Origin of the sequence: Sphingomonas sp. Leaf10, assembly GCF_001421245.1 — a bacterium.
Classification (GTDB): domain Bacteria; phylum Pseudomonadota; class Alphaproteobacteria; order Sphingomonadales; family Sphingomonadaceae; genus Sphingomonas.
The window spans coordinates 104,299-120,794 of record NZ_LMKE01000006.1 but is presented as its reverse complement, the minus strand read 5'-3'; the positions used below and the strand labels follow the sequence as shown (position 1 = coordinate 120,794).

General features: G+C 66.7%; 20 protein-coding genes. 15 read left to right on the top strand and 5 right to left on the bottom strand.

Annotated elements, in window-relative coordinates:
• Nucleotides 1–183 precede the first annotated feature (183 nt).
• Nucleotides 184–660, top strand: a complete 477-nt coding sequence (locus ASE59_RS07055; RefSeq protein ID WP_235515672.1) for an EF-hand domain-containing protein — start codon at nucleotides 184–186, stop codon at nucleotides 658–660.
• Nucleotides 661–992: 332 nt separating this feature from the next.
• Here the strand turns inward: ASE59_RS07055 and ASE59_RS07050 are convergent, their stop codons facing one another.
• The 4 genes from ASE59_RS07050 to ASE59_RS07035 all read right to left on the bottom strand — a co-directional run bounded on the left by ASE59_RS07050 (nucleotide 993) and on the right by ASE59_RS07035 (nucleotide 3,283).
• Entirely contained in the window at nucleotides 993–1,541 is a 549-nt protein-coding gene (locus ASE59_RS07050) for a sugar O-acetyltransferase (RefSeq protein ID WP_056454269.1), read from the bottom strand.
• Nucleotides 1,538–2,224 (bottom strand): RadC family protein, encoded by a 687-nt coding sequence (radC, locus tag ASE59_RS07045; protein WP_056454267.1) that lies wholly within the window; start codon nucleotides 2,222–2,224, stop codon nucleotides 1,538–1,540. Before radC ends, ASE59_RS07050 begins: the two co-directional genes overlap by 4 nt.
• A gap of 89 nt (nucleotides 2,225–2,313) precedes the next feature.
• Entirely contained in the window at nucleotides 2,314–3,075 is a 762-nt protein-coding gene (gene map, locus ASE59_RS07040) for a type I methionyl aminopeptidase (protein ID WP_056454265.1), read from the bottom strand.
• Nucleotide 3,076: 1 nt separating this feature from the next.
• Nucleotides 3,077–3,283 carry a ParD-like family protein gene (locus ASE59_RS07035; protein ID WP_056454260.1) on the bottom strand — a complete coding sequence of 69 codons (207 nt, stop codon included), beginning with the start codon at nucleotides 3,281–3,283 and terminating at the stop codon, nucleotides 3,077–3,079.
• Between the two features lie 180 nt (nucleotides 3,284–3,463).
• Between ASE59_RS07035 and ASE59_RS07030 the strand changes: the two genes are divergently transcribed.
• From ASE59_RS07030 to ASE59_RS07020, 3 genes are read left to right on the top strand one after another with little or no spacing between them, the layout of a single operon-like run.
• Entirely contained in the window at nucleotides 3,464–6,634 is a 3,171-nt protein-coding gene (locus ASE59_RS07030) for a YdbH domain-containing protein (RefSeq protein WP_235515671.1), read from the top strand.
• A 14-nt stretch (nucleotides 6,635–6,648) separates the two neighbouring features.
• Nucleotides 6,649–6,825 carry a YnbE family lipoprotein gene (locus ASE59_RS07025; protein ID WP_414899162.1) on the top strand — a complete coding sequence of 59 codons (177 nt, stop codon included), beginning with the start codon at nucleotides 6,649–6,651 and terminating at the stop codon, nucleotides 6,823–6,825.
• Nucleotides 6,826–6,827: 2 nt separating this feature from the next.
• Nucleotides 6,828–7,211: a YdbL family protein gene (locus ASE59_RS07020; RefSeq protein WP_056454254.1), complete on the top strand. Its 384-nt coding sequence runs from the start codon at nucleotides 6,828–6,830 to the stop codon at nucleotides 7,209–7,211.
• 134 nt (nucleotides 7,212–7,345) lie between these two features.
• On the opposite strand, the gene ASE59_RS20880 is transcribed toward ASE59_RS07020, so the two are convergent.
• Nucleotides 7,346–7,474: a hypothetical protein gene (locus ASE59_RS20880; RefSeq protein ID WP_268795262.1), complete on the bottom strand. Its 129-nt coding sequence runs from the start codon at nucleotides 7,472–7,474 to the stop codon at nucleotides 7,346–7,348.
• A 200-nt stretch (nucleotides 7,475–7,674) separates the two neighbouring features.
• Here ASE59_RS20880 and ASE59_RS07015 point away from each other — a divergent pair, with 200 nt between their 5' ends.
• The 11 genes from ASE59_RS07015 (at nucleotide 7,675) to ASE59_RS06965 (ending at nucleotide 16,470) form a co-directional block, all read left to right on the top strand.
• Nucleotides 7,675–7,995 (top strand): AtpZ/AtpI family protein, encoded by a 321-nt coding sequence (locus ASE59_RS07015; RefSeq protein WP_056454251.1) that lies wholly within the window; start codon nucleotides 7,675–7,677, stop codon nucleotides 7,993–7,995.
• 37 nt (nucleotides 7,996–8,032) lie between these two features.
• Nucleotides 8,033–8,818: a F0F1 ATP synthase subunit A gene (locus tag ASE59_RS07010; protein ID WP_056454248.1), complete on the top strand. Its 786-nt coding sequence runs from the start codon at nucleotides 8,033–8,035 to the stop codon at nucleotides 8,816–8,818.
• Nucleotides 8,819–8,858: 40 nt separating this feature from the next.
• A complete protein-coding gene (locus ASE59_RS07005) occupies nucleotides 8,859–9,086 on the top strand; it encodes a F0F1 ATP synthase subunit C (protein ID WP_055998526.1) in 228 nt (75 codons plus the stop codon).
• A 109-nt stretch (nucleotides 9,087–9,195) separates the two neighbouring features.
• Nucleotides 9,196–9,687: an ATPase gene (locus ASE59_RS07000; protein WP_056454245.1), complete on the top strand. Its 492-nt coding sequence runs from the start codon at nucleotides 9,196–9,198 to the stop codon at nucleotides 9,685–9,687.
• Nucleotides 9,680–10,312, top strand: a complete 633-nt coding sequence (locus ASE59_RS06995; protein WP_056454242.1) for a hypothetical protein — start codon at nucleotides 9,680–9,682, stop codon at nucleotides 10,310–10,312. Before ASE59_RS07000 ends, ASE59_RS06995 begins: the two co-directional genes overlap by 8 nt.
• Before the next feature lie 127 nt (nucleotides 10,313–10,439).
• A complete protein-coding gene (locus ASE59_RS06990) occupies nucleotides 10,440–10,760 on the top strand; it encodes a DMT family transporter (protein ID WP_056454238.1) in 321 nt (106 codons plus the stop codon).
• Between the two features lie 304 nt (nucleotides 10,761–11,064).
• Entirely contained in the window at nucleotides 11,065–11,937 is an 873-nt protein-coding gene (locus tag ASE59_RS06985) for a DUF4349 domain-containing protein (RefSeq protein ID WP_056454236.1), read from the top strand.
• Between the two features lie 693 nt (nucleotides 11,938–12,630).
• Nucleotides 12,631–13,572, top strand: coding sequence for an alpha/beta hydrolase (locus ASE59_RS06980; RefSeq protein ID WP_235515670.1), 942 nt, complete (start codon nucleotides 12,631–12,633; stop codon nucleotides 13,570–13,572).
• Between the two features lie 479 nt (nucleotides 13,573–14,051).
• Nucleotides 14,052–14,348 (top strand): hypothetical protein, encoded by a 297-nt coding sequence (locus ASE59_RS06975; protein WP_056454825.1) that lies wholly within the window; start codon nucleotides 14,052–14,054, stop codon nucleotides 14,346–14,348.
• A 1-nt stretch (nucleotide 14,349) separates the two neighbouring features.
• Nucleotides 14,350–15,339: an oxidoreductase gene (locus ASE59_RS06970; RefSeq protein WP_056454230.1), complete on the top strand. Its 990-nt coding sequence runs from the start codon at nucleotides 14,350–14,352 to the stop codon at nucleotides 15,337–15,339.
• A 51-nt stretch (nucleotides 15,340–15,390) separates the two neighbouring features.
• Nucleotides 15,391–16,470 (top strand): GGDEF domain-containing protein, encoded by a 1,080-nt coding sequence (locus tag ASE59_RS06965; RefSeq protein ID WP_056454226.1) that lies wholly within the window; start codon nucleotides 15,391–15,393, stop codon nucleotides 16,468–16,470.
• Nucleotides 16,471–16,496 lie beyond the last annotated feature (26 nt).

Below are 16,496 nucleotides of genomic sequence, written 5' to 3'. Positions count from 1 at the left end.
TTTGCCGCGCCCTAGCAACAAGTGAGGGATGAATCGAGCCTGTCCTGCGATAGAAGATCAGTGAAAGGGGGTTCAATCGAACGTGAAACGACCTAGATGGTTTTCGTCATCGCACAGTCGTTCGAACTATGTTTGGACCGGCTGGATGAAAGACCGAAGCAATCCGTAAGGAGAAATTCGATGATGAAGCGTATTCTTCTCGCCAGTGCCGTTCTGATGTCGACCCCGGCATTTGCACAGGACGCAGCACCAGCGCAAACCACTGCCCCGACCGCACAAACGGTACCCGCCGAACCGGCGACGACTGCGGCTGATCCGGCGGTAGCTGCAACGCAGGCCGCACCGGCAGCCCCGGCCGATCCGTCGACACAGACCGCGCAGACCACCGCCGAAGCGGGTCAGCCCGCCAGCAGCACGCAGATCGCGCAGATCGTCGAGACCGAATTCCCGAAATATGACAAGGACGGGAAGGGCCAGTTGAGCGAGCGGCAGTTCGGCGAATGGATGGTCGCGCTGCGCTCGGCCAGCGAACCCGGCGTGACCGCCGAGAAGCCCGAGGTCAAGAAGTGGGTGAAGCAGGCGTTTGCGCAGGCCGACAAGGACAGGTCCAAGGCGGTGTCGAAGGCGGAACTGACCAGCTTCCTCAGCCAGAGCGCCTGATCGTCACTGAACGCTGATATCGAAACGACCGCCGGGAGCGATCCCGGCGGTCGTTTTCCTGTGCCGCCGTTCGATATCGTCACCACCGCGCAACTCCCCTCCCTGACAAGGGGCTGGGGGTGGGTAGCTCCGCGAGGGAAGGGAACGCCCGCCAACCGACCGACCCACCCCAATCCCTCCCTTGTCAGGGAGGGGAGCAGGTTCGCGCACCGGGCTGATCGACCGCGAACGAGAACCATATCGCTCGTATCAGCAATCAATAGAGGCCGTCAGACGGGAATGGCGTCCGGGCAGACGCAACCCCTCCGCGCCTTCGCGTGAACCAATTTCCTCTACCGAACCCGAGCGGGATTCCCCACCACGGTCGCCCCCGCCGGCACATCGCGCGTCACTACCGACCCCGCCCCGATGATTGCATCATCGCCGACCGTGATCCCCGGCAGCAGCAACGCTGCGCCACCGATCCACACATTCGCCCCGATCACGATCGGCCGCCCGAATTCCAGCATCTGCGCCCGCACCGCCGGATCGCGCGGATGGTCGGCGGTCAGGATCTGCACGCCCGGCCCGATCTGGGTCTTTGCCCCGATCGTCACCGCACATACGTCGAGAATGACGCATCCATAGTTCAGGAACACCCCCTCGCCGACGGTGATGTTGTAGCCGTAATCGATATGGAAGGGCGGGCGGATGATGACGCCGTCGCCAACCGCGCCCAGCCCTTCGCGCAGCAACCCGAGCAGCTCGTCCCGCTCCGCACCGATCCGCGCATTATACCGGTCCATCCACTTCGCCGCCGCCATGACGTCGGCGACCAGTTCGGGATCGCCCGCGTCGTACAGCTCGCCGGCGATCATCTTCTGCTTGTTCGTCAATGTCATAACATTCCCTGTGCGCGGAGACTCGTATGCCCCTTTGCGCCGATGATGAGGTGGTCGTGGACGGTGATGCCGAGCGGCTTGCCGGCGGCGGCGATCTGTCGGGTCAGGTCGATATCGGCCCGGCTGGGACTATGGTCGCCGCTCGGATGGTTGTGGACCAGGATCAGCGCCGCCGACCCGAGATCCAGCGCACGATGGATCACCTCGCGCGTATAGAGCGGCGCTTCGTCCAGCGTCCCCTCCGCCACCAGTTCGTCGCGGATCAGCAGATTGCGGGTGTTGAGGTGCAACACCCGGATCCGCTCGACCGCCTGATGCGCCATATCGGCATGCAGGTAATCGAGCAGTGCCTGCCAGTTCGACAGCACCGGCCGCGCCAGCACCTGCGCCTGCAACATCCGCGTCGCCGCGCACTGCGCGATCCGGATCGCGGCAACGGCAGTATCGCCCATGCCGGCCACCTTGCCCAGCGCCGCCGGATCGGCCGACAACAACCCGCCGATCCCGCCGAATTCGTGCAGCAAGGTCTTCGCCAGCGGCTTGGTATCGCGCCGCGGAATGGCGAGCGTCAGCAGATATTCGACCAGCTCATGATCGAGCAGCGCCTCCCCGCCATGCTCCAACAACCGTCCCCGCAGCCGCGCGCGGTGGCCGGTGCCATCGGTTTCGAGAGGCGTGTTCATCGGTTCGGGTTAGCCGATCGGGCAGGGACGTGCGAGACCGAAACTCCCCTCGCTGTCAGGGAGGGGCCAAAGGTTGCCAAACGCCATCTCTAAACCCTCTCGTCCCGCCGCAATGTCAGCACCTCGACCCCGGTCGCGGTCACAGCGACGGTATGCTCGAACTGTGCCGACAGCTTCCCGTCACCGGTCACGACGGTCCAGCCATCGTCCTCGGTCTCGACCCGCCGCGTCCCCTGATTGACCATCGGCTCGATCGTGAACGTCATGCCCTCGCGCAACCGCACGCCCTTGCCCGGCTTGCCGAAGTTCATCACCTCGGGCGCCTCGTGCATTTCGCGGCCGATGCCGTGGCCGCAATATTCGCGGACCACCGAATATCCGTGCTTCTTGGCATGGCGTTCGATCGCGAAGCCGATATCGCCCAGATGCGCGCCGGGCTTCACTTGGCCGATGCCCTGCCACATCGCCTCCTGCGCTACCTTCACCAGCCGGCGTGCGGCCGGCGCGACTTCGCCGACCAGATAGGTCTTGCTCGAATCGGCGATGAACCCGTTCTTTTCGAGCGTGATGTCGAGGTTGATGATGTCGCCGTCGCGGACGATCGCCTCGGCATCGGGCACGCCGTGGCACACCACCTGGTTGATCGAGCAATTGAGCACGAACTTGAAGCCGTATTGCCCTTTGCTCGCCGGTCGCGCGGCAAGGTCGTGGGTGATGAAGCGTTCGACCAAGTCATTTATCGCCAGCGTCGACATGCCAGCCAGATTGGTTTCGTCGAGCATTTCGAACACGCGCGCCAGCAGCCTGCCCGAAATCCGCATCGGCGCCAGTTCGTCGGGGGTCTTGACCATCTCAGGCGGCGATCGCGTCGGCAGGCGGGGTCTGGACCGCGGCCAGCTCTGCGCGGACGATTTCGGTGAAAGGCAGCGTCGGGTTCGCTTCGGCCAACATCCCGATCTTCATCCAGAACTCGGCCTGCGCATTGATCGACCGGCACATCACCGCGCTCGCCCTGCGAACTTCGGCGTGCAAATCGTCGTCGATCTTCACGATCCCCATTCTCGTCGCTCCTCCTGATACTCGATACGAACCATATATGGTTCGTATGTTGTTGGGTCAATTCGTGGTATCCGCTACGTGCAACCTTCGCCAACTTCCGTTGCGCTGCCGGAACCGTTTCGCGCCTGTCGCGCTTGACCCCGGCGGGCCGAACCGCGACCAACGGGACGAAACAACGGAGTGGGTGGGCTGGGCGACGACGACGATCGGGCGGAACAGGCCGAAGCGTCGCCGCGTCGTGCCGGTCGCAGGCGGCGTCGCTTCGCGCGGGTGCTGCTGGTCGTCTGCCTGATCGTCCTGGCGATCGCGGCCCTATTGTGGACGCAGCGCCGCTCGATCGCCGACGATATCGTCCGCCGCGAACTCGAACGCCACGGCGTCACCGCGCGCTACCGCGTTGCCGAAATCGGCCTTGGTAGGCAGCGTCTGGTCGACGTCGTGCTCGGCAATCCGAAAGCGCCCGACCTGATCGCCGACTGGGTGGAAATCGATACCAGGGTCGACCTGAACGGCGCTAAGGTCACCGGCGCACGGGTGGGGCAGGCCCGGCTGCGCGCCACGCTGCGCCCCGACGGCACCGTCTCGTTCGGGCAAATCGACCGCCTGCTCCCGCCGCCCTCGGGCAAGCCGTTCGCGCTCCCCGATTTCAACGTCGCGGTCGATGACGGCCGCATCCGCCTCGCCACCCCCTATGGCCTGATCGGCGCCAAGCTCGCCGGGCGCGGCAACCTCGCCAACGGCTTCGTCGGGCAATTGGCGGCGGTATCGGAACGGCTGTCGCTGAACGGCTGCGGCATCGACCGGCTGGCGCTCAACGTCTCGCTCCGCACCGCCATCGCCGGCCCCTCGCTGACCGGTCCGGTCCGCGCGCGACAGGCGGCTTGCGGGGACGTCCGACTGGTCTCGCCGGTCGTCCGCCTCGACGCGAAACTCTCGCCTGCCTTCGACCACTGGCAGGGGCAGGCCGACGTCAAGGCGGAAGCAATCGCCGCCCCGCAGGCCCGGGTTGCCGACCTGTCGGGTGCGATCGGCTTCACCGGCGTTGCCACCGGCACGCGCGGGACGCTCGACCTTGCCTCGGGTATGTTCGACCTACCGCAACTGGACGGCGCAGGGCTATCGATCGCGGGCCGTTACGAGGTTGGTGGCGTCCCCGCCTTCGAAGGGCGCCTCGGCGCACGCGGCGCGCGGCTCGACGACGTCCTGATCCGCCGCATCGAAGCAACCGGCAGCGCTGCCGACGGCCTGCCGGTCGCGCCCCTGTTGCAGGCCGCCACCCGTGCCGCCGGACAGGCGGCCTGCCGCTTCGACCTGTCGGCGGAGGTCGCCGCACGGCCGCTGGCGGCGCGAATCGATCGGCTGGCCTTCGTCGCCGCGAACGGTGCTCGCGCGACGCTGCGCGACGGGCCAGTGCGCTGGGTATCGGGTCAGGGTGCGACGCTGAACGGAACGCTGGCGATGGGCGGCGGCGGACTGCCGGCGGCGAGCATCCGCCTGCGTCATGCCGGCCCCGGCGCGCCGGTCACCGGGACCGCCGTGGTCGAACCCTATATGGCGGGCGATGCGCGCCTTGCGCTCGCCCCGATCCATTTCCGCACCGCAGGCAGTGGCGCGACCCAAATCGACACACGTGCCGAACTGACCGGCCCGCTCGGCGACGGTCGCGTCGAACGGCTCGCGCTCCCGATCGACGCGCGTTGGGACGGCGGCGGGCGGCTGACGGTGAACGCGAATTGCGTACCGGTCGCCTTCGATCGCCTGCGGGTGTCGGCGCTGAACCTCGATGCTGCCCGCTTTCGGCTATGCCAGCAGGACGGCGCGATACTGCGGGTGGCAAATGGCCGTATCGGTGGCGGCGTCGGTATCGGCGCAACGCGGTTGCAGGGGCGGCTCGGCGGCACGCCGGTCACGCTGGCGGCGGCGGGCGGGCGCTTCGCGCTGGCCGGCATGGCCTTTGTCCTCGACGGGGTAAAAAGCCGGCTCGGAAGCCCGGAACGGGTCAGTGTCCTCGACATCGGTACGCTGACCGGCCGCGTTGCAAACGGCACCGTTGCGGGCCGGTTCGACCGTGGCGAGGGGCAGATCGGCAACGTACCGCTGCTGATTCGCGACGCATCGGGCGACTGGAAGCTGGCGGGCGGCGTGCTGTCGCTGGACGGCGATGTCGGCGTCCGCGACGCCGCCCCCGACCCTCGCTTCGAACCGCTGCGCAGCGACGATTTCCGCCTGACGCTGAATGGCAACGACATTCGTGCCGGTGGTACGCTGAAGCATCCTGCCAAGGGCGTGAAGGTCAGCGACGTGACCATCACCCACGACCTCGCCACCGGGCGTGGCAATGCCGTGCTCGACGTCCCCGGCATCACGTTCGGCGATTCGTTCCAGCCCAACGAACTGACCCGGCTGACCTTCGGCGTGATCGCTGATGTGAAGGGCAGCGTGTCGGGCCGCGGCGACATCGCGTGGACCCCGGATGGCGTCACCAGCACCGGCACCTTCCGCACCGCCGGGACCGACCTTGCCGCCGCCTTCGGCCCGGTCACCGGCCTGTCGGGCGAAATCCGCTTCACCGACCTGCTGGGGCTGATCAGCGCACCGGGGCAGGTTGCGACCATTGCCGAGGTGAATCCTGGCATCGCCGTCACCGATGGCGTCGTCCGCTACCGCCTGATCGAAGGGCAGCGGGTGCAGATCGAGGGCGGGCGCTGGCCGCTGGGAGGGGGCGAGATGATCCTCGAACCCACCATCCTCGATTTCGCCGAGGATCGCGAACGGCGCATGACCTTCCGGGTGAAGGGGGTCGATGGCGGGCTGTTCTTGCAACAATTCGCCTTCGACAATCTCAACGCTTCGGGCACGTTCGATGGCGTGCTGCCGATGATCTTTGATTCCAACGGGGGCCGCATCGAAGGGGGCAAGCTGCAATCGCGCGGCAGCGGCAACCTGTCCTATGTCGGCGAAGTGTCGAAGGAAGATGTCGGTTTCTGGGGCAACCTTGCCTTCCAGGCGCTGAAATCGATGAACTATCGTGGCCTGACGATCGAGATGGACGGACCGATCGCCGGCGAGATGGTGACCGCGATCCGTTTTTCCGGGGTCAGTCAGGGGCAGGGGACGTACAGCAATTTCCTGATCCGCCGGCTGGCGCGGTTGCCCTTCGTCTTCAACGTGCGGATCAGGGCGCCCTTCCGCCAGCTGATCGATTCGGTGCAGAATTACTACGACCCGAAACGGCTGATCGAACGCAACCTGCCGGCGTTGCAGGCCGAACAGCGCCGCCGCGAACAGGGTTTGCCGCCCGCGCCGCTCGATACCACCATTCAGCCTTCCGAAAGCGAGACCGTGCCATGACGCGAACCGTGACGATGCTGCAATCCCTGACGATCGGTGCCGCTTCCTGTGCGGCCGCCGGATGCGTGAACGTCTCCGCGCCCGACAAGCCGATCGTCATCAACTTGAACATCAACATCACGCAGGAAGTGGTGTACCGTCTCGACGGAGAAGCGAAGACGCTGATCCAGGACAATCCGGGGATATTCTGACCATGCATGCTTTCGTGAAATACGGCCTTGCCGCAGCCGCCCTCGTCGCGGTCGCCGGGATTGCCGGCACCGCATGGGCGCAGCGCGATCCCGCCTATCAGGCGGCGCGCGCCGCAGGGCAGGTCGGCGAGCAACCCGACGGCTATCTGGGGGTCGTGGGTGCGGGCACGCCGGAGCTGCGCGCGCTGGTCGCGAACATCAATATCCAGCGCAAGGCGGCGTACACGCGCGGCGCACAGGCGGGCGCGACGGTCGAGCAATTCGCGTTCGTTTCGGGCTGCAACCTGATCGCGCAGACCAAGCCGGGTGAAAAGTACAAGGCGCCGGGCGGGGCGTGGGAAACGCGCGGCAGCGGTGCGCCGGAGCGCGACCCGCGTTGCGTGTGAGGGATTGAAAAAATCGGCAAGTCACCATATACGCTAACTGCGACTTCAACAGAGTATCGCCTCCTTGAACCCCGGTCATGCCAGTGGCCGGGGTTCTTTGCATTCGGGGACCGGGCGAACCCGGCCCCCTCCCGTTATTTCGAACGGGCTACCTCGATGATCTTCAGCACCAGGGTAGTGAATGCCACCATCAGCGTGCCAGCGCCGATGATGATCGTTGCGACTTCAGGGGTCAGAGTAATCACCCCCTTTCTGACCGACATGTCGGTCGTCGGTTGGTTAGCATCAGTTCAAGCTCCTCACACACGGCTCGCGTCCGTCATCTTCCGTTCATCGTCCCGAAAGGTTTCGACGCGAACGCTATGGTTGACTCGAAACCGTCACCTTCCTAAAGCGCGCCTGCCTTGGCGGGCTCGCCATCCGGCGGATTCCGGCCCGGCCTATGCAGGTCCTGGGAGGAAACATGGCGGAGAACGAGCCCGGACTAGACCCCTTGCCCGAAGACGCCCGGATCACGTCGCTCGACGAGCGGTTGAACCGGGCGAAGAAGGACGAGGCGATCCGGACCGGTCAGGCGCGTGACGAAGCGGGGGAAAAGAACTACCGCCTCGGCAATCGCGTGCTGGCCGAACTGATCGGCGGAATGGTCGGGGGGGCGGTGATCGGCGGTACGCTCGATTATCTGCTCGGCACCTCGCCTTGGCTCCTGCTCGTGTTGCTGACCCTCGGGATCGTCAGCGCGTTCAGGAACATCATCAGGATTTCGAACCGGCGTCCGGACTGAAAGTTTCGGGCGCCTTGGCATATCGGGGCGAAGCGACGTGGCGCAGGCAGGCAAGATCGATCCGATGCACCAGTTCGAGGTGCAGACGATCTTCAACATTCCGCTCGGCGATACCGTCCTGCCGTTCACCAATTCGGCATTGTGGATGATCGTCGCGGCTGTCGCGTTGTTCGTGTTCATGATCGGCGGCATGAAGCAGCAGCAGGTGCCCGGTCGCTGGCAGATGGCGGTCGAGGGCTTCACCGGCTTCATCGACAAGCTGCTCGCCGCGAATATCGGGCATGAGGGGCGCAAGTACCTTCCCTACGTCTTCTCGCTGTTCATGTTCATCCTGTTCGCGAACGTCGTCGGGTTGCTGCCCTTCGGTCTGGTTGGGCTGCACCCGTTCACCGTTACCAGCCACTTCACCGTGACCGGCGTCCTCGCCATCGCCAGCTTCTCGATCGTGCTGATCGTCGGCCTGTTCAAGCACGGCCTGCGCTTCTTCAGCCTGTTCGCGCCGAAGGGTACGCCGGTTCCGGTGCTGCTGCTGGTCGCGCCGATCGAGTTCGTGTCGTTCATGGTCCGCCCGTTCAGCCTCGCGCTGCGACTGTTCGTCGCGATGACCGCTGGCCACATCCTTTTGAAGGTGCTGGCGGGCTTCATCATCAATTCGACTGCCGCCGGTGCAGGCATCGGTGTGCTGGTCAGCGTGCCGAGCTTCGCGCTGATGGTCGGCGTGTCGGCCCTCGAAATGCTGGTCGCCGGCGTGCAGGCTTATGTCTTCGCGCTGCTGACCTCGCTCTACATCAACGATGCCGTGCACCTGCACGACCATCACTGATCCCAACCCAAACACAGATTTTTCCAAGGGAGTTTTCGACATGGAAGCAGACGCCATCAAGTTCCTCGGCGCCGGTCTGGCCGCCATCGGTGCCGGCCTCGCGGCACTCGGCGTGGGCAACGTCTTCGCCGCTTTCCTGCAGGGCGCACTGCGCAACCCGTCGGCCGCTGCCAGCCAGCAGGGCAACATGTTCATCGGCTTCGCCGCCGCCGAACTTTTGGGCCTGCTGGCGTTCGTCGTCGCGGTGCTGCTGATCTTCGTCGCGTAACTGCGTGACGCCCGGCGCGGGGTTTGCCCGCGCCGGATCTCCGGCCCTTCACGGGCCGGTTTCGGCCGGACGATGGCGTCCGGTCGACCAGACCTATACGGGACGTTTCATGCCGCAAATCGAGCAGCTCGCCGCGACCTGGGGGTCGCAGGTCTTCTGGCTGGTGCTGACCTTCGGCATCGTGTTCCTGGTCGTCGGCCTCGGCATGGTGCCCAAGGTGCAGGGCACCGTTGACAAGCGCGACCAGGGCATTGCCGCCGATCTGGCCGCCGCCGATCAGGCGCGCAGTGCCGCCGACGCCACCGAAGTGGCATGGCGTACCCGCGAAAATGCCAGCCGTGAAGCGGCGCAGAAGCTGCTGGCCGATGCCCGAGCAAAGGGCGCTGCCGCCGCCGCCGAACGTCTGGCCGCCGCCAATGCCGAGGTGCAGGCGCGCGTCGCGCAGGCCGAAGCCGACATCGCCGCCCAGCGTGGTGCCGCTATGGCGCAGGTCGAGCAGGTCGCTGCCGAAGCGGCGCAGGCGATCGTTGCCCGCGTGTCGGGCGTGCAGGTCAGCGAACAGGACGCGCATGGCGCGGTGAAGGCGGTGCTCCATGGCTAATCCCAACGCGGCTGAGCATGTCAGCCCGACGCTGAACGAAGCGATCCACGAGGAAGGTCTGCCCAAGACCGGCGTGGATGCGGTCGAGAGCGAGCATGGCAGCACCACCGCCGCCAATCATCCCGATCCGACCGCGCTGGGCCTCGACGGCACGGCATGGGTCAGCGCGGCGATGCTGCTGTTCCTGATCGTGCTGATCTTCAAGGGCGTGCCGGCGGTGATCGGCCGGCTGCTCGACGGACAGATCGCGGTGATCCGCACCCGGCTGGAGGAGGCGCGCAAGCTGCGGGCCGAGGCCGAGGCGCTGCGCGACGAATATACCGCGAAGATCGCCGGGATCGAGGCACAGGCAGCCGAGATGGTCGCCCATGCCGAAGCCGAAGCGCAGGGGCTGCTGGCCAAGGCTGAAGCCGATGCCGCCGACCTGACCCAGCGTCGTGCCAAGATGGCAACCGACAAGATCGCCGCCGCCGAGCGGGCCGCCATCGCCGAGGTCCGCGCGACCGCTGCCGATGCCGCCGCCAAGGCCGCGACCGCGCTGATCTCGACGCATCTGTCGGGCGATGCCGATCGCGCGCTGATCGACCGGACGATTGCCGGTCTGGGCGGCAACCGGCTGAACTGATACACTTTACCGACGCAGGAACGCCGCCTCGCCGATCCGGCCGGGCGGCGTTTCGCGTTTCGGGCGGCGTCTCTTTCGGGTTTCCGGCGCGCCCTCCCATCACCGAGCCCGCAATAGGAGAAACGCCATGGCATGGGCCATACTGGCGGTTGCGGTCGTGTGTGAGATCATCTGGGCGCTGAGCCTGAAATGGGCGGCGGGGCAGGGGACGCTGCTGGCGTCGGCGGTGCCGATCACCCTGTCGTTCGTGAATATGGGGCTGCTGGCGCTGGCGATGCGGGGCATCCCGGCGGGGACGGCCTATGCGGTGTGGACCGGGTTGGGTGCGGTCGGCGTCATCATCGGTGGGGCGGTGCTGTTCGGGGAGCGGATCGCGCCGGTGCAGGCCGGATTCATGGTGCTGATCGTGGTGGGTGTCGTCGGGACCAAGTTGTTCGCGCAGGGGTGAACGAAGGTTGCGAAGGTTACACGGTTGTGACCTTCCGCAAGGGTATCTGGCCGGCGATTTCAAAGACGGTGCGAAGCGTAGGATGCTGTCCGGTTGTAGGACAGTCCTTAATTTAATGACTAAATCGCAGATAGTTAGCGGAGTGTCGCTGGTCATCCGTCCGGCCTTGTGGAGCGGGCGGGGCCGGCGATCCCCACTCGGTGGGTGACGGGTAGCCGGCGAAGGTAACACGAGCGCCGTCCACACCCGCATTGACGGTCGCCGGGTCGGTCGGTCATGCTCCCGATATAGGGGGGCAGGATCGATGCGGTGGTGGACGGGGACGCTGGGAATCGCGCTGTTGCTGGCAGGTTGCGGAAGCGCGAGTAACTTCGCCAGCAAGCCCGGGGACGACGTGACGTTGTACGACGTCGAGGAACCGGCCGCCCCCGCGTCGGGACCGCAGATCGCCTATAGCTACACGATCGGCTATGCGTTCGACCGGCCGACCGTCGCGACGGTGCAAGGGCAGCAACTGGCGCTATGTCGCCGGCTGGGGACCGGGCGGTGCCTGATCGTCAGCTCGACGCTGAACACGCCGGGTCCAGACGATCACGTCGTCCACGACGAAGCCGTGCTGTTGATCGATGCGCGGCAGGCAGAGGCGACGACGCGGCAATTCGATGCGATCGCAGAGGCTGGCGGGGCGAGGCGGTTGCGACGGGAGGTCACGGCCGAGGACGTGACCCGACAGGTCATCGATGCCGAAGCGGCGGTGCGCGCCAAACAGGCGCTGTCCGAACGGCTGCTGACGATCATCCGGTCGGGCAAGGGCAATGTCGGCGAACTGGTCGCAGCCGAACGCGCCTATGCCGCCACCAACGAGGAACTGGAGGCGGCAAAGGCGAACCGGGCCGCGCTGGCGCAACGCGTCGCGATGTCGCGGCTGACGATCAATTACGCGTTCAACGCCACGCCGGGCGGCTCGTCGCCGGTCGCGGCGAGCATCGCGACGGCAGGGGATACGCTGTCGCGCAGTCTGGCCGCGCTGGTGACGTTCGTCGTGGCTGCGCTGCCATGGGTCGTGGTCGGGTTGCCGATGCTGTGGGGCCTGCGGCGGGTGGCCCGGCGGCGCGGTTGGCGCTTGCCGTGGCGGCGGCGGGGTGTCGATCCGACCATAGCCGAACGCGGCGCGTAGGGCGGGGCGATATCTTCGGATTCGGGTTCGCGGTGACGGCCTATCGTCCCACCGGGCTGGATCGAGACTTTTGCACATGCCGCGTGGTCGAGCGAGCATCCGCCCTGCCGCGGCTGGGTAGGTTTGGGGCTGGTGTAACGCTTCCTCGCGGGCCGACCCACCCCCGACCCCTCCCTTGTCAGGGAGGGGAGAGACAGAACCGCCCTTGAGTGTCGATCCGGCCGATCAACGTTCGGCGAAGATCACGAATTTTCGTCATTTCATGGCAGGCAGGAATGCATAACGGCTGACGTTTCGGCTGGTTTCGCGACGCTGGTGCACAGGGGCTCCCGCCTCCGCAGGCGTGACGACAGCAGCGTCCGAGGAACTGGATGTCGATCGGCCCTAGTCCAGTCGGCACGTCGTTTTCGCGATGGACGAACGTTCGCGGACCCAGCTGCAGCCGTGCGACGAAACTCGAGAATGGGCGGCGCGGGATACCGAACCGATCCATCCCGGGGTGGGCGATTGTCGGGGAACGCGCGGATGCGAGCGGCGAGCCCGAGAGGGACGCCGACACGGGTTTGCCGCATCGCGCACGGCGCCGCGAGGGTTGGGCACCGATCGGGCGGCGTCCGTTACCGCTAACAGAATCGTTGGACAAGCGGCACGACCGCGCGGATACTCGCCTAATAACAAAGGGAGAGGATGGTCATGCTGGATAGGAAACAGGTGCGTCTGCGGCGGTTGGCGTGGATCGTGGGCGGGGCGATGATCGCGGTGGCGACGCCGGCGCTGGCGCAGAGCGACAAGATGGAGCCGATCGCGATCCCCGCGCAGCCGGATGCGATTCCGCTGAAGACCGGTACGCTGCCCGATGCCAAGGCACGCGAGGCATGGCACCAGCAATATGGCAGCGTGTTTGCGCGCAACGTCACCGACGCGACGCTGACCCCGTTCCTGCCCGAGCCGGCCAAGGCCAATGGCACGGCGGTGATCGTCGCGCCGGGGGGCGGGTTCCGCACGCTGTCGATGCAGAATGAGGGCTGGGACGTCGCCAAGGCACTGGCCGCGCGCGGTGTCGCGGCGTTCGTGCTGAAATACCGGTTGAACCAGACGCCCGCCGACATGGCCGGGTTCGAAAAGTCGATGACCGCGATGTTCTCCGCCACCGCACAGCGTCCGCCGCGGCCGAATCCGGCGGCGGCCGCGACCGCGCTGGCGCCGCAGATCGCCGACGCCAATGCCGCCTTCGCGCTGGTCCGGTCGCGGGCGGGCGAATGGAAGATCGATCCCAACCGGATCGGCATGATCGGTTTCTCGGCAGGCGCTATGCTGACCATGGCGACCACGCTGTCGTCGAACGAGGCGAAGCCGGCGTTCATCGGCGACATCTATGGCCCGTTGGCGGCATCGACCGTGCCGGCCGATGCGCCGCCGCTGTTCGTGGCGCTGGCGGCTGACGACCCGTTCTTCGCCAATGGCGGGTTCGGGCTGATCGAATCGTGGAAGGCGGCCAAGCGACCGGTCGAGTTCCACCTGTACGAACAGGGCGGGCACGGCTTCGGCATGTATCAGAAGACGACGACCAGCACCGGGTGGTTCGATGCCTTTGCCAAGTGGATGGAGATGCATGGCTGGATGAAGCGGGGGTGATCGGCGGGGGGCGTTAGCGTCTGACGATCCCGAGCCTGTTCGTTTGCCGTGCCCCGGTGGAAGCCGGGGTCCAGTTGGTGCGGCTGATCCGTTAGATGCCGGCGGCCCCCAACTGGGCCCCGGCCTTCGCCGGGGTACGACCGCTGACGGTTGTCGAACGTCGCGCCTTTGCGGAGCGGTGTTGGTTCGTTTTGGGACAGTCCGGCCCTCGGCCGGATCGACGTTCGTTTGAAGGCGCGTTGTCCGTCAAGGAAAGCGCCGACTCTGTCCGTCACCCCGGGGAAAAGTCCGAGGTGACAATACGGGATGCATGTCGGTCCGGTTCAGCGGTTGCGGTGCTGCCGGCGCACCGTCATGCCATCACGCGGCTGACGGCGGGGGGCGCCCCCTGCCGCCGCTGTTTCTCACCCCCGCTTGGCGATCGTCAAGCGGGACGCTAAGTCCTTGCACGGGCGACCAAGCCCATGGAGGGATTGTCGATGAAGCTCCTGTTGACCGCCGCGTTGCTGGCGATGCCGATTGCCGCCACTGCCCAGACCGCACCGGCCGCCGCACCCGCCGCCGCGAAGCTGACCATCGACAGCAGCATCGAGACGATCGCGGCGAACCCCAAGGGCAAGGCGATCCTCGACGCGAACTTCCCCGGCATGATGGCGCACGAAGCCTATCCGATGTTCAAGTCGATGAGCCTGAAGCAGGTCCAGCCCTATGCGCGGGGCGCGATTACCGACGAACAGGTGGCGAAGGTCGCCGCCGAACTGGCGAAGCTCGGCTGAGATGGTGCGCGTCGGCCTGATCGGGTTCGGCCTTGCCGGCGCGTCGTTCCATGCGCCCCTGATCGCGTGCGTCGAGGGGATGGAACTGGCGGCGATCGCCACGTCGCGGTCGACCGAGCGGTTTCCGACGGCGAGGCGGTATGACGATCCGCAGGCGCTGATCGACGACGACAGCCTCGATCTGGTCGTGATCGCGACGCCCAACGACAGCCATGCGCCGCTGGCACAGGCGGCGCTGGCGGCGGGGCGGCATGTGGTGGTCGACAAGCCGCTGGCGATCGACGACGAGGATGCCGTGGCGCTGGTGCAGCTGGCGCGCGGGGCGGGGCGGTTGCTGAGCGTGTTTCACAATCGCCGCTGGGACAGCGATTTCCTGACCGTCGAGCGGCTGTTGCGCGAAGAAGTGCTGGGCGAGGTGATGCTGGCCGAGTTCCGTTGGGATCGGTTCCGCCCGGCGATCAAGCCGGGCTGGCGCGAGGCGGGCGGTCCGGGTAGCGGGCTGCTGAGCGATCTGGGGCCGCATATGATCGATCAGGCGATCCGCCTGTTCGGGATGCCCGATGCGGTGGCCGGCGACGTGACGCAGCAGCGTCCCGCGGCCGGGGTCGACGATTATTTCGAAGTGGTGCTGCGCTACGGCGCGCGGCGGGTAACGATCGGGTCGGCGTCACTGGTCGCGGCACCGCGACCACGTTTCGCACTGCACGGGACGAAGGGCAGCTTCGTCAAATATGGCATCGATCCGCAGGAGGCGGTGCTGCGCGCCGCCGGGATGCCGACCGACACCGGCTATGGCATCGAGCCAGAGGCGCAATGGGGCGTGCTGACCGATGGCGAAGGCGCGTCGCGGCCGGTGCGGTCGGAGGCGGGCGACTGGCGCGGCTTCTACCGGGCGATGCGCGATGCGATCCGCGGGGAGGGCGCGGTGCCGGTCGATCCGGTCGATGCGGTGCGCGGGCTGCGGGTGATCGCGGCGGCGCGCGCCGGGTGAAAATGACAGCGTTATAGGCTGTTAACGCTCGATCGGTATGAGTCGCCGGGAATGTTCGACCTTCCCGACCTGATGACGCTGCGCCAATGCAGCACCCTGTGTAGCGGCGCCTATGCAACGGTCTTCTTCGTGATGGCGGAGGGGCGGGCATGGCATCGTTGCTGGGGGTTGGCGTCGCTGGGCTATTGTGCGTCGCTGATCGTGGCGGGGCTGGTCGGTGAACCGGTCCCGGCCATCGCACAGCCGGCGCTGAACGGCCTGTTGGCGCTGTCGATGGCGCTGATCCTTGCCGGGGTGCGATGCTTCGATGGGCGGCGCGGGATTGCGCCATGGATGTGGGGGGTGATCGCGGCGACCGTGGCGGTGCCGACCGTCGCCCGGTCGATCGTCGGCCCCGGCGCGGTCGAAACGGCGGTCTGGTCGCTGGTCATCGCCGCTTGTGCTGCCGCCTTTGCCGTGCCGCTGCTCCTTAACGATGTTACCGATGGAACGGCGCGCGCCCGGCGGATCGCCGGGTGGATGCTGTTGCTGTATGTCCCGATCTACCTCACCGGGGTGGTCGGCATGTTCCTGTCGCCGGAGATCGTCGCCCGGCTGGCGGTGGTGCCGTATCTGGCCGATCAGTTGCTGTTCGGGGCGGCCAATCTGACGCTGCTATGGATATCGTCGTCGCGGTCGCAGCGCCAGTTGCGCGACATGGCGTTGCGCGATCCGTTGACCGGGGTGTGGAACCGGGCGGCGCTGGCGGCGTCGGCGGCGGAGTTGCTGGTGCCGGGGCGGATGGTGCTGCTGATCGATGTCGACCGGTTCAAGGCGATCAACGACGGTCACGGCCATGCGATCGGCGACCGGGTGCTGTGTGAGATCGCGACGGCGCTACAGCGCAGTACCGGTGGCGATTTCGTCGCGCGGCTGGGCGGCGACGAGTTTCTGGTGGTGACCGATGCGGCCGACGTCGCCGCGATCGCGATGCGCGCCAGCCGGGGTGTGGCGGGGCTGCCGGCGTGGACGCTGAGCGTCGGCGCGGCACTGATCGAAGAGGACGACCGATCGATCGATGCGGTGATCCAGCGCGCCGACCTGCGCATGTACGGCGCCAAGCGACAGGGACAGACGTCGGCCGCCGCATGACGCTGGCGTTCGCTGGTCGTACTTCC

Excerpts from the sequence above, each read along its gene's own strand:
- ASE59_RS07055 (WP_235515672.1), top strand. The coding sequence starts at position 184 with ATGAAGCGTATTCTTCTCGCCAGTGCCGTTCTGATGTCGACCCCGGCA.
- ASE59_RS07050 (WP_056454269.1), bottom strand. The coding sequence starts at position 1,541 with ATGACATTGACGAACAAGCAGAAGATGATCGCCGGCGAGCTGTACGAC.
- radC (WP_056454267.1), bottom strand. The coding sequence starts at position 2,224 with ATGAACACGCCTCTCGAAACCGATGGCACCGGCCACCGCGCGCGGCTG.
- map (WP_056454265.1), bottom strand. The coding sequence starts at position 3,075 with ATGGTCAAGACCCCCGACGAACTGGCGCCGATGCGGATTTCGGGCAGG.
- ASE59_RS07035 (WP_056454260.1), bottom strand. The coding sequence starts at position 3,283 with ATGGGGATCGTGAAGATCGACGACGATTTGCACGCCGAAGTTCGCAGG.
- ASE59_RS07025 (WP_414899162.1), top strand. The coding sequence starts at position 6,649 with ATGCTGCAATCCCTGACGATCGGTGCCGCTTCCTGTGCGGCCGCCGGA.
- ASE59_RS07020 (WP_056454254.1), top strand. The coding sequence starts at position 6,828 with ATGCATGCTTTCGTGAAATACGGCCTTGCCGCAGCCGCCCTCGTCGCG.
- ASE59_RS20880 (WP_268795262.1), bottom strand. The coding sequence starts at position 7,474 with ATGTCGGTCAGAAAGGGGGTGATTACTCTGACCCCTGAAGTCGCAACG.
- ASE59_RS07015 (WP_056454251.1), top strand. The coding sequence starts at position 7,675 with ATGGCGGAGAACGAGCCCGGACTAGACCCCTTGCCCGAAGACGCCCGG.
- ASE59_RS07005 (WP_055998526.1), top strand. The coding sequence starts at position 8,859 with ATGGAAGCAGACGCCATCAAGTTCCTCGGCGCCGGTCTGGCCGCCATC.
- ASE59_RS07000 (WP_056454245.1), top strand. The coding sequence starts at position 9,196 with ATGCCGCAAATCGAGCAGCTCGCCGCGACCTGGGGGTCGCAGGTCTTC.
- ASE59_RS06995 (WP_056454242.1), top strand. The coding sequence starts at position 9,680 with ATGGCTAATCCCAACGCGGCTGAGCATGTCAGCCCGACGCTGAACGAA.
- ASE59_RS06990 (WP_056454238.1), top strand. The coding sequence starts at position 10,440 with ATGGCATGGGCCATACTGGCGGTTGCGGTCGTGTGTGAGATCATCTGG.
- ASE59_RS06985 (WP_056454236.1), top strand. The coding sequence starts at position 11,065 with ATGCGGTGGTGGACGGGGACGCTGGGAATCGCGCTGTTGCTGGCAGGT.
- ASE59_RS06980 (WP_235515670.1), top strand. The coding sequence starts at position 12,631 with ATGCTGGATAGGAAACAGGTGCGTCTGCGGCGGTTGGCGTGGATCGTG.
- ASE59_RS06975 (WP_056454825.1), top strand. The coding sequence starts at position 14,052 with ATGAAGCTCCTGTTGACCGCCGCGTTGCTGGCGATGCCGATTGCCGCC.
- ASE59_RS06970 (WP_056454230.1), top strand. The coding sequence starts at position 14,350 with ATGGTGCGCGTCGGCCTGATCGGGTTCGGCCTTGCCGGCGCGTCGTTC.
- ASE59_RS06965 (WP_056454226.1), top strand. The coding sequence starts at position 15,391 with ATGTTCGACCTTCCCGACCTGATGACGCTGCGCCAATGCAGCACCCTG.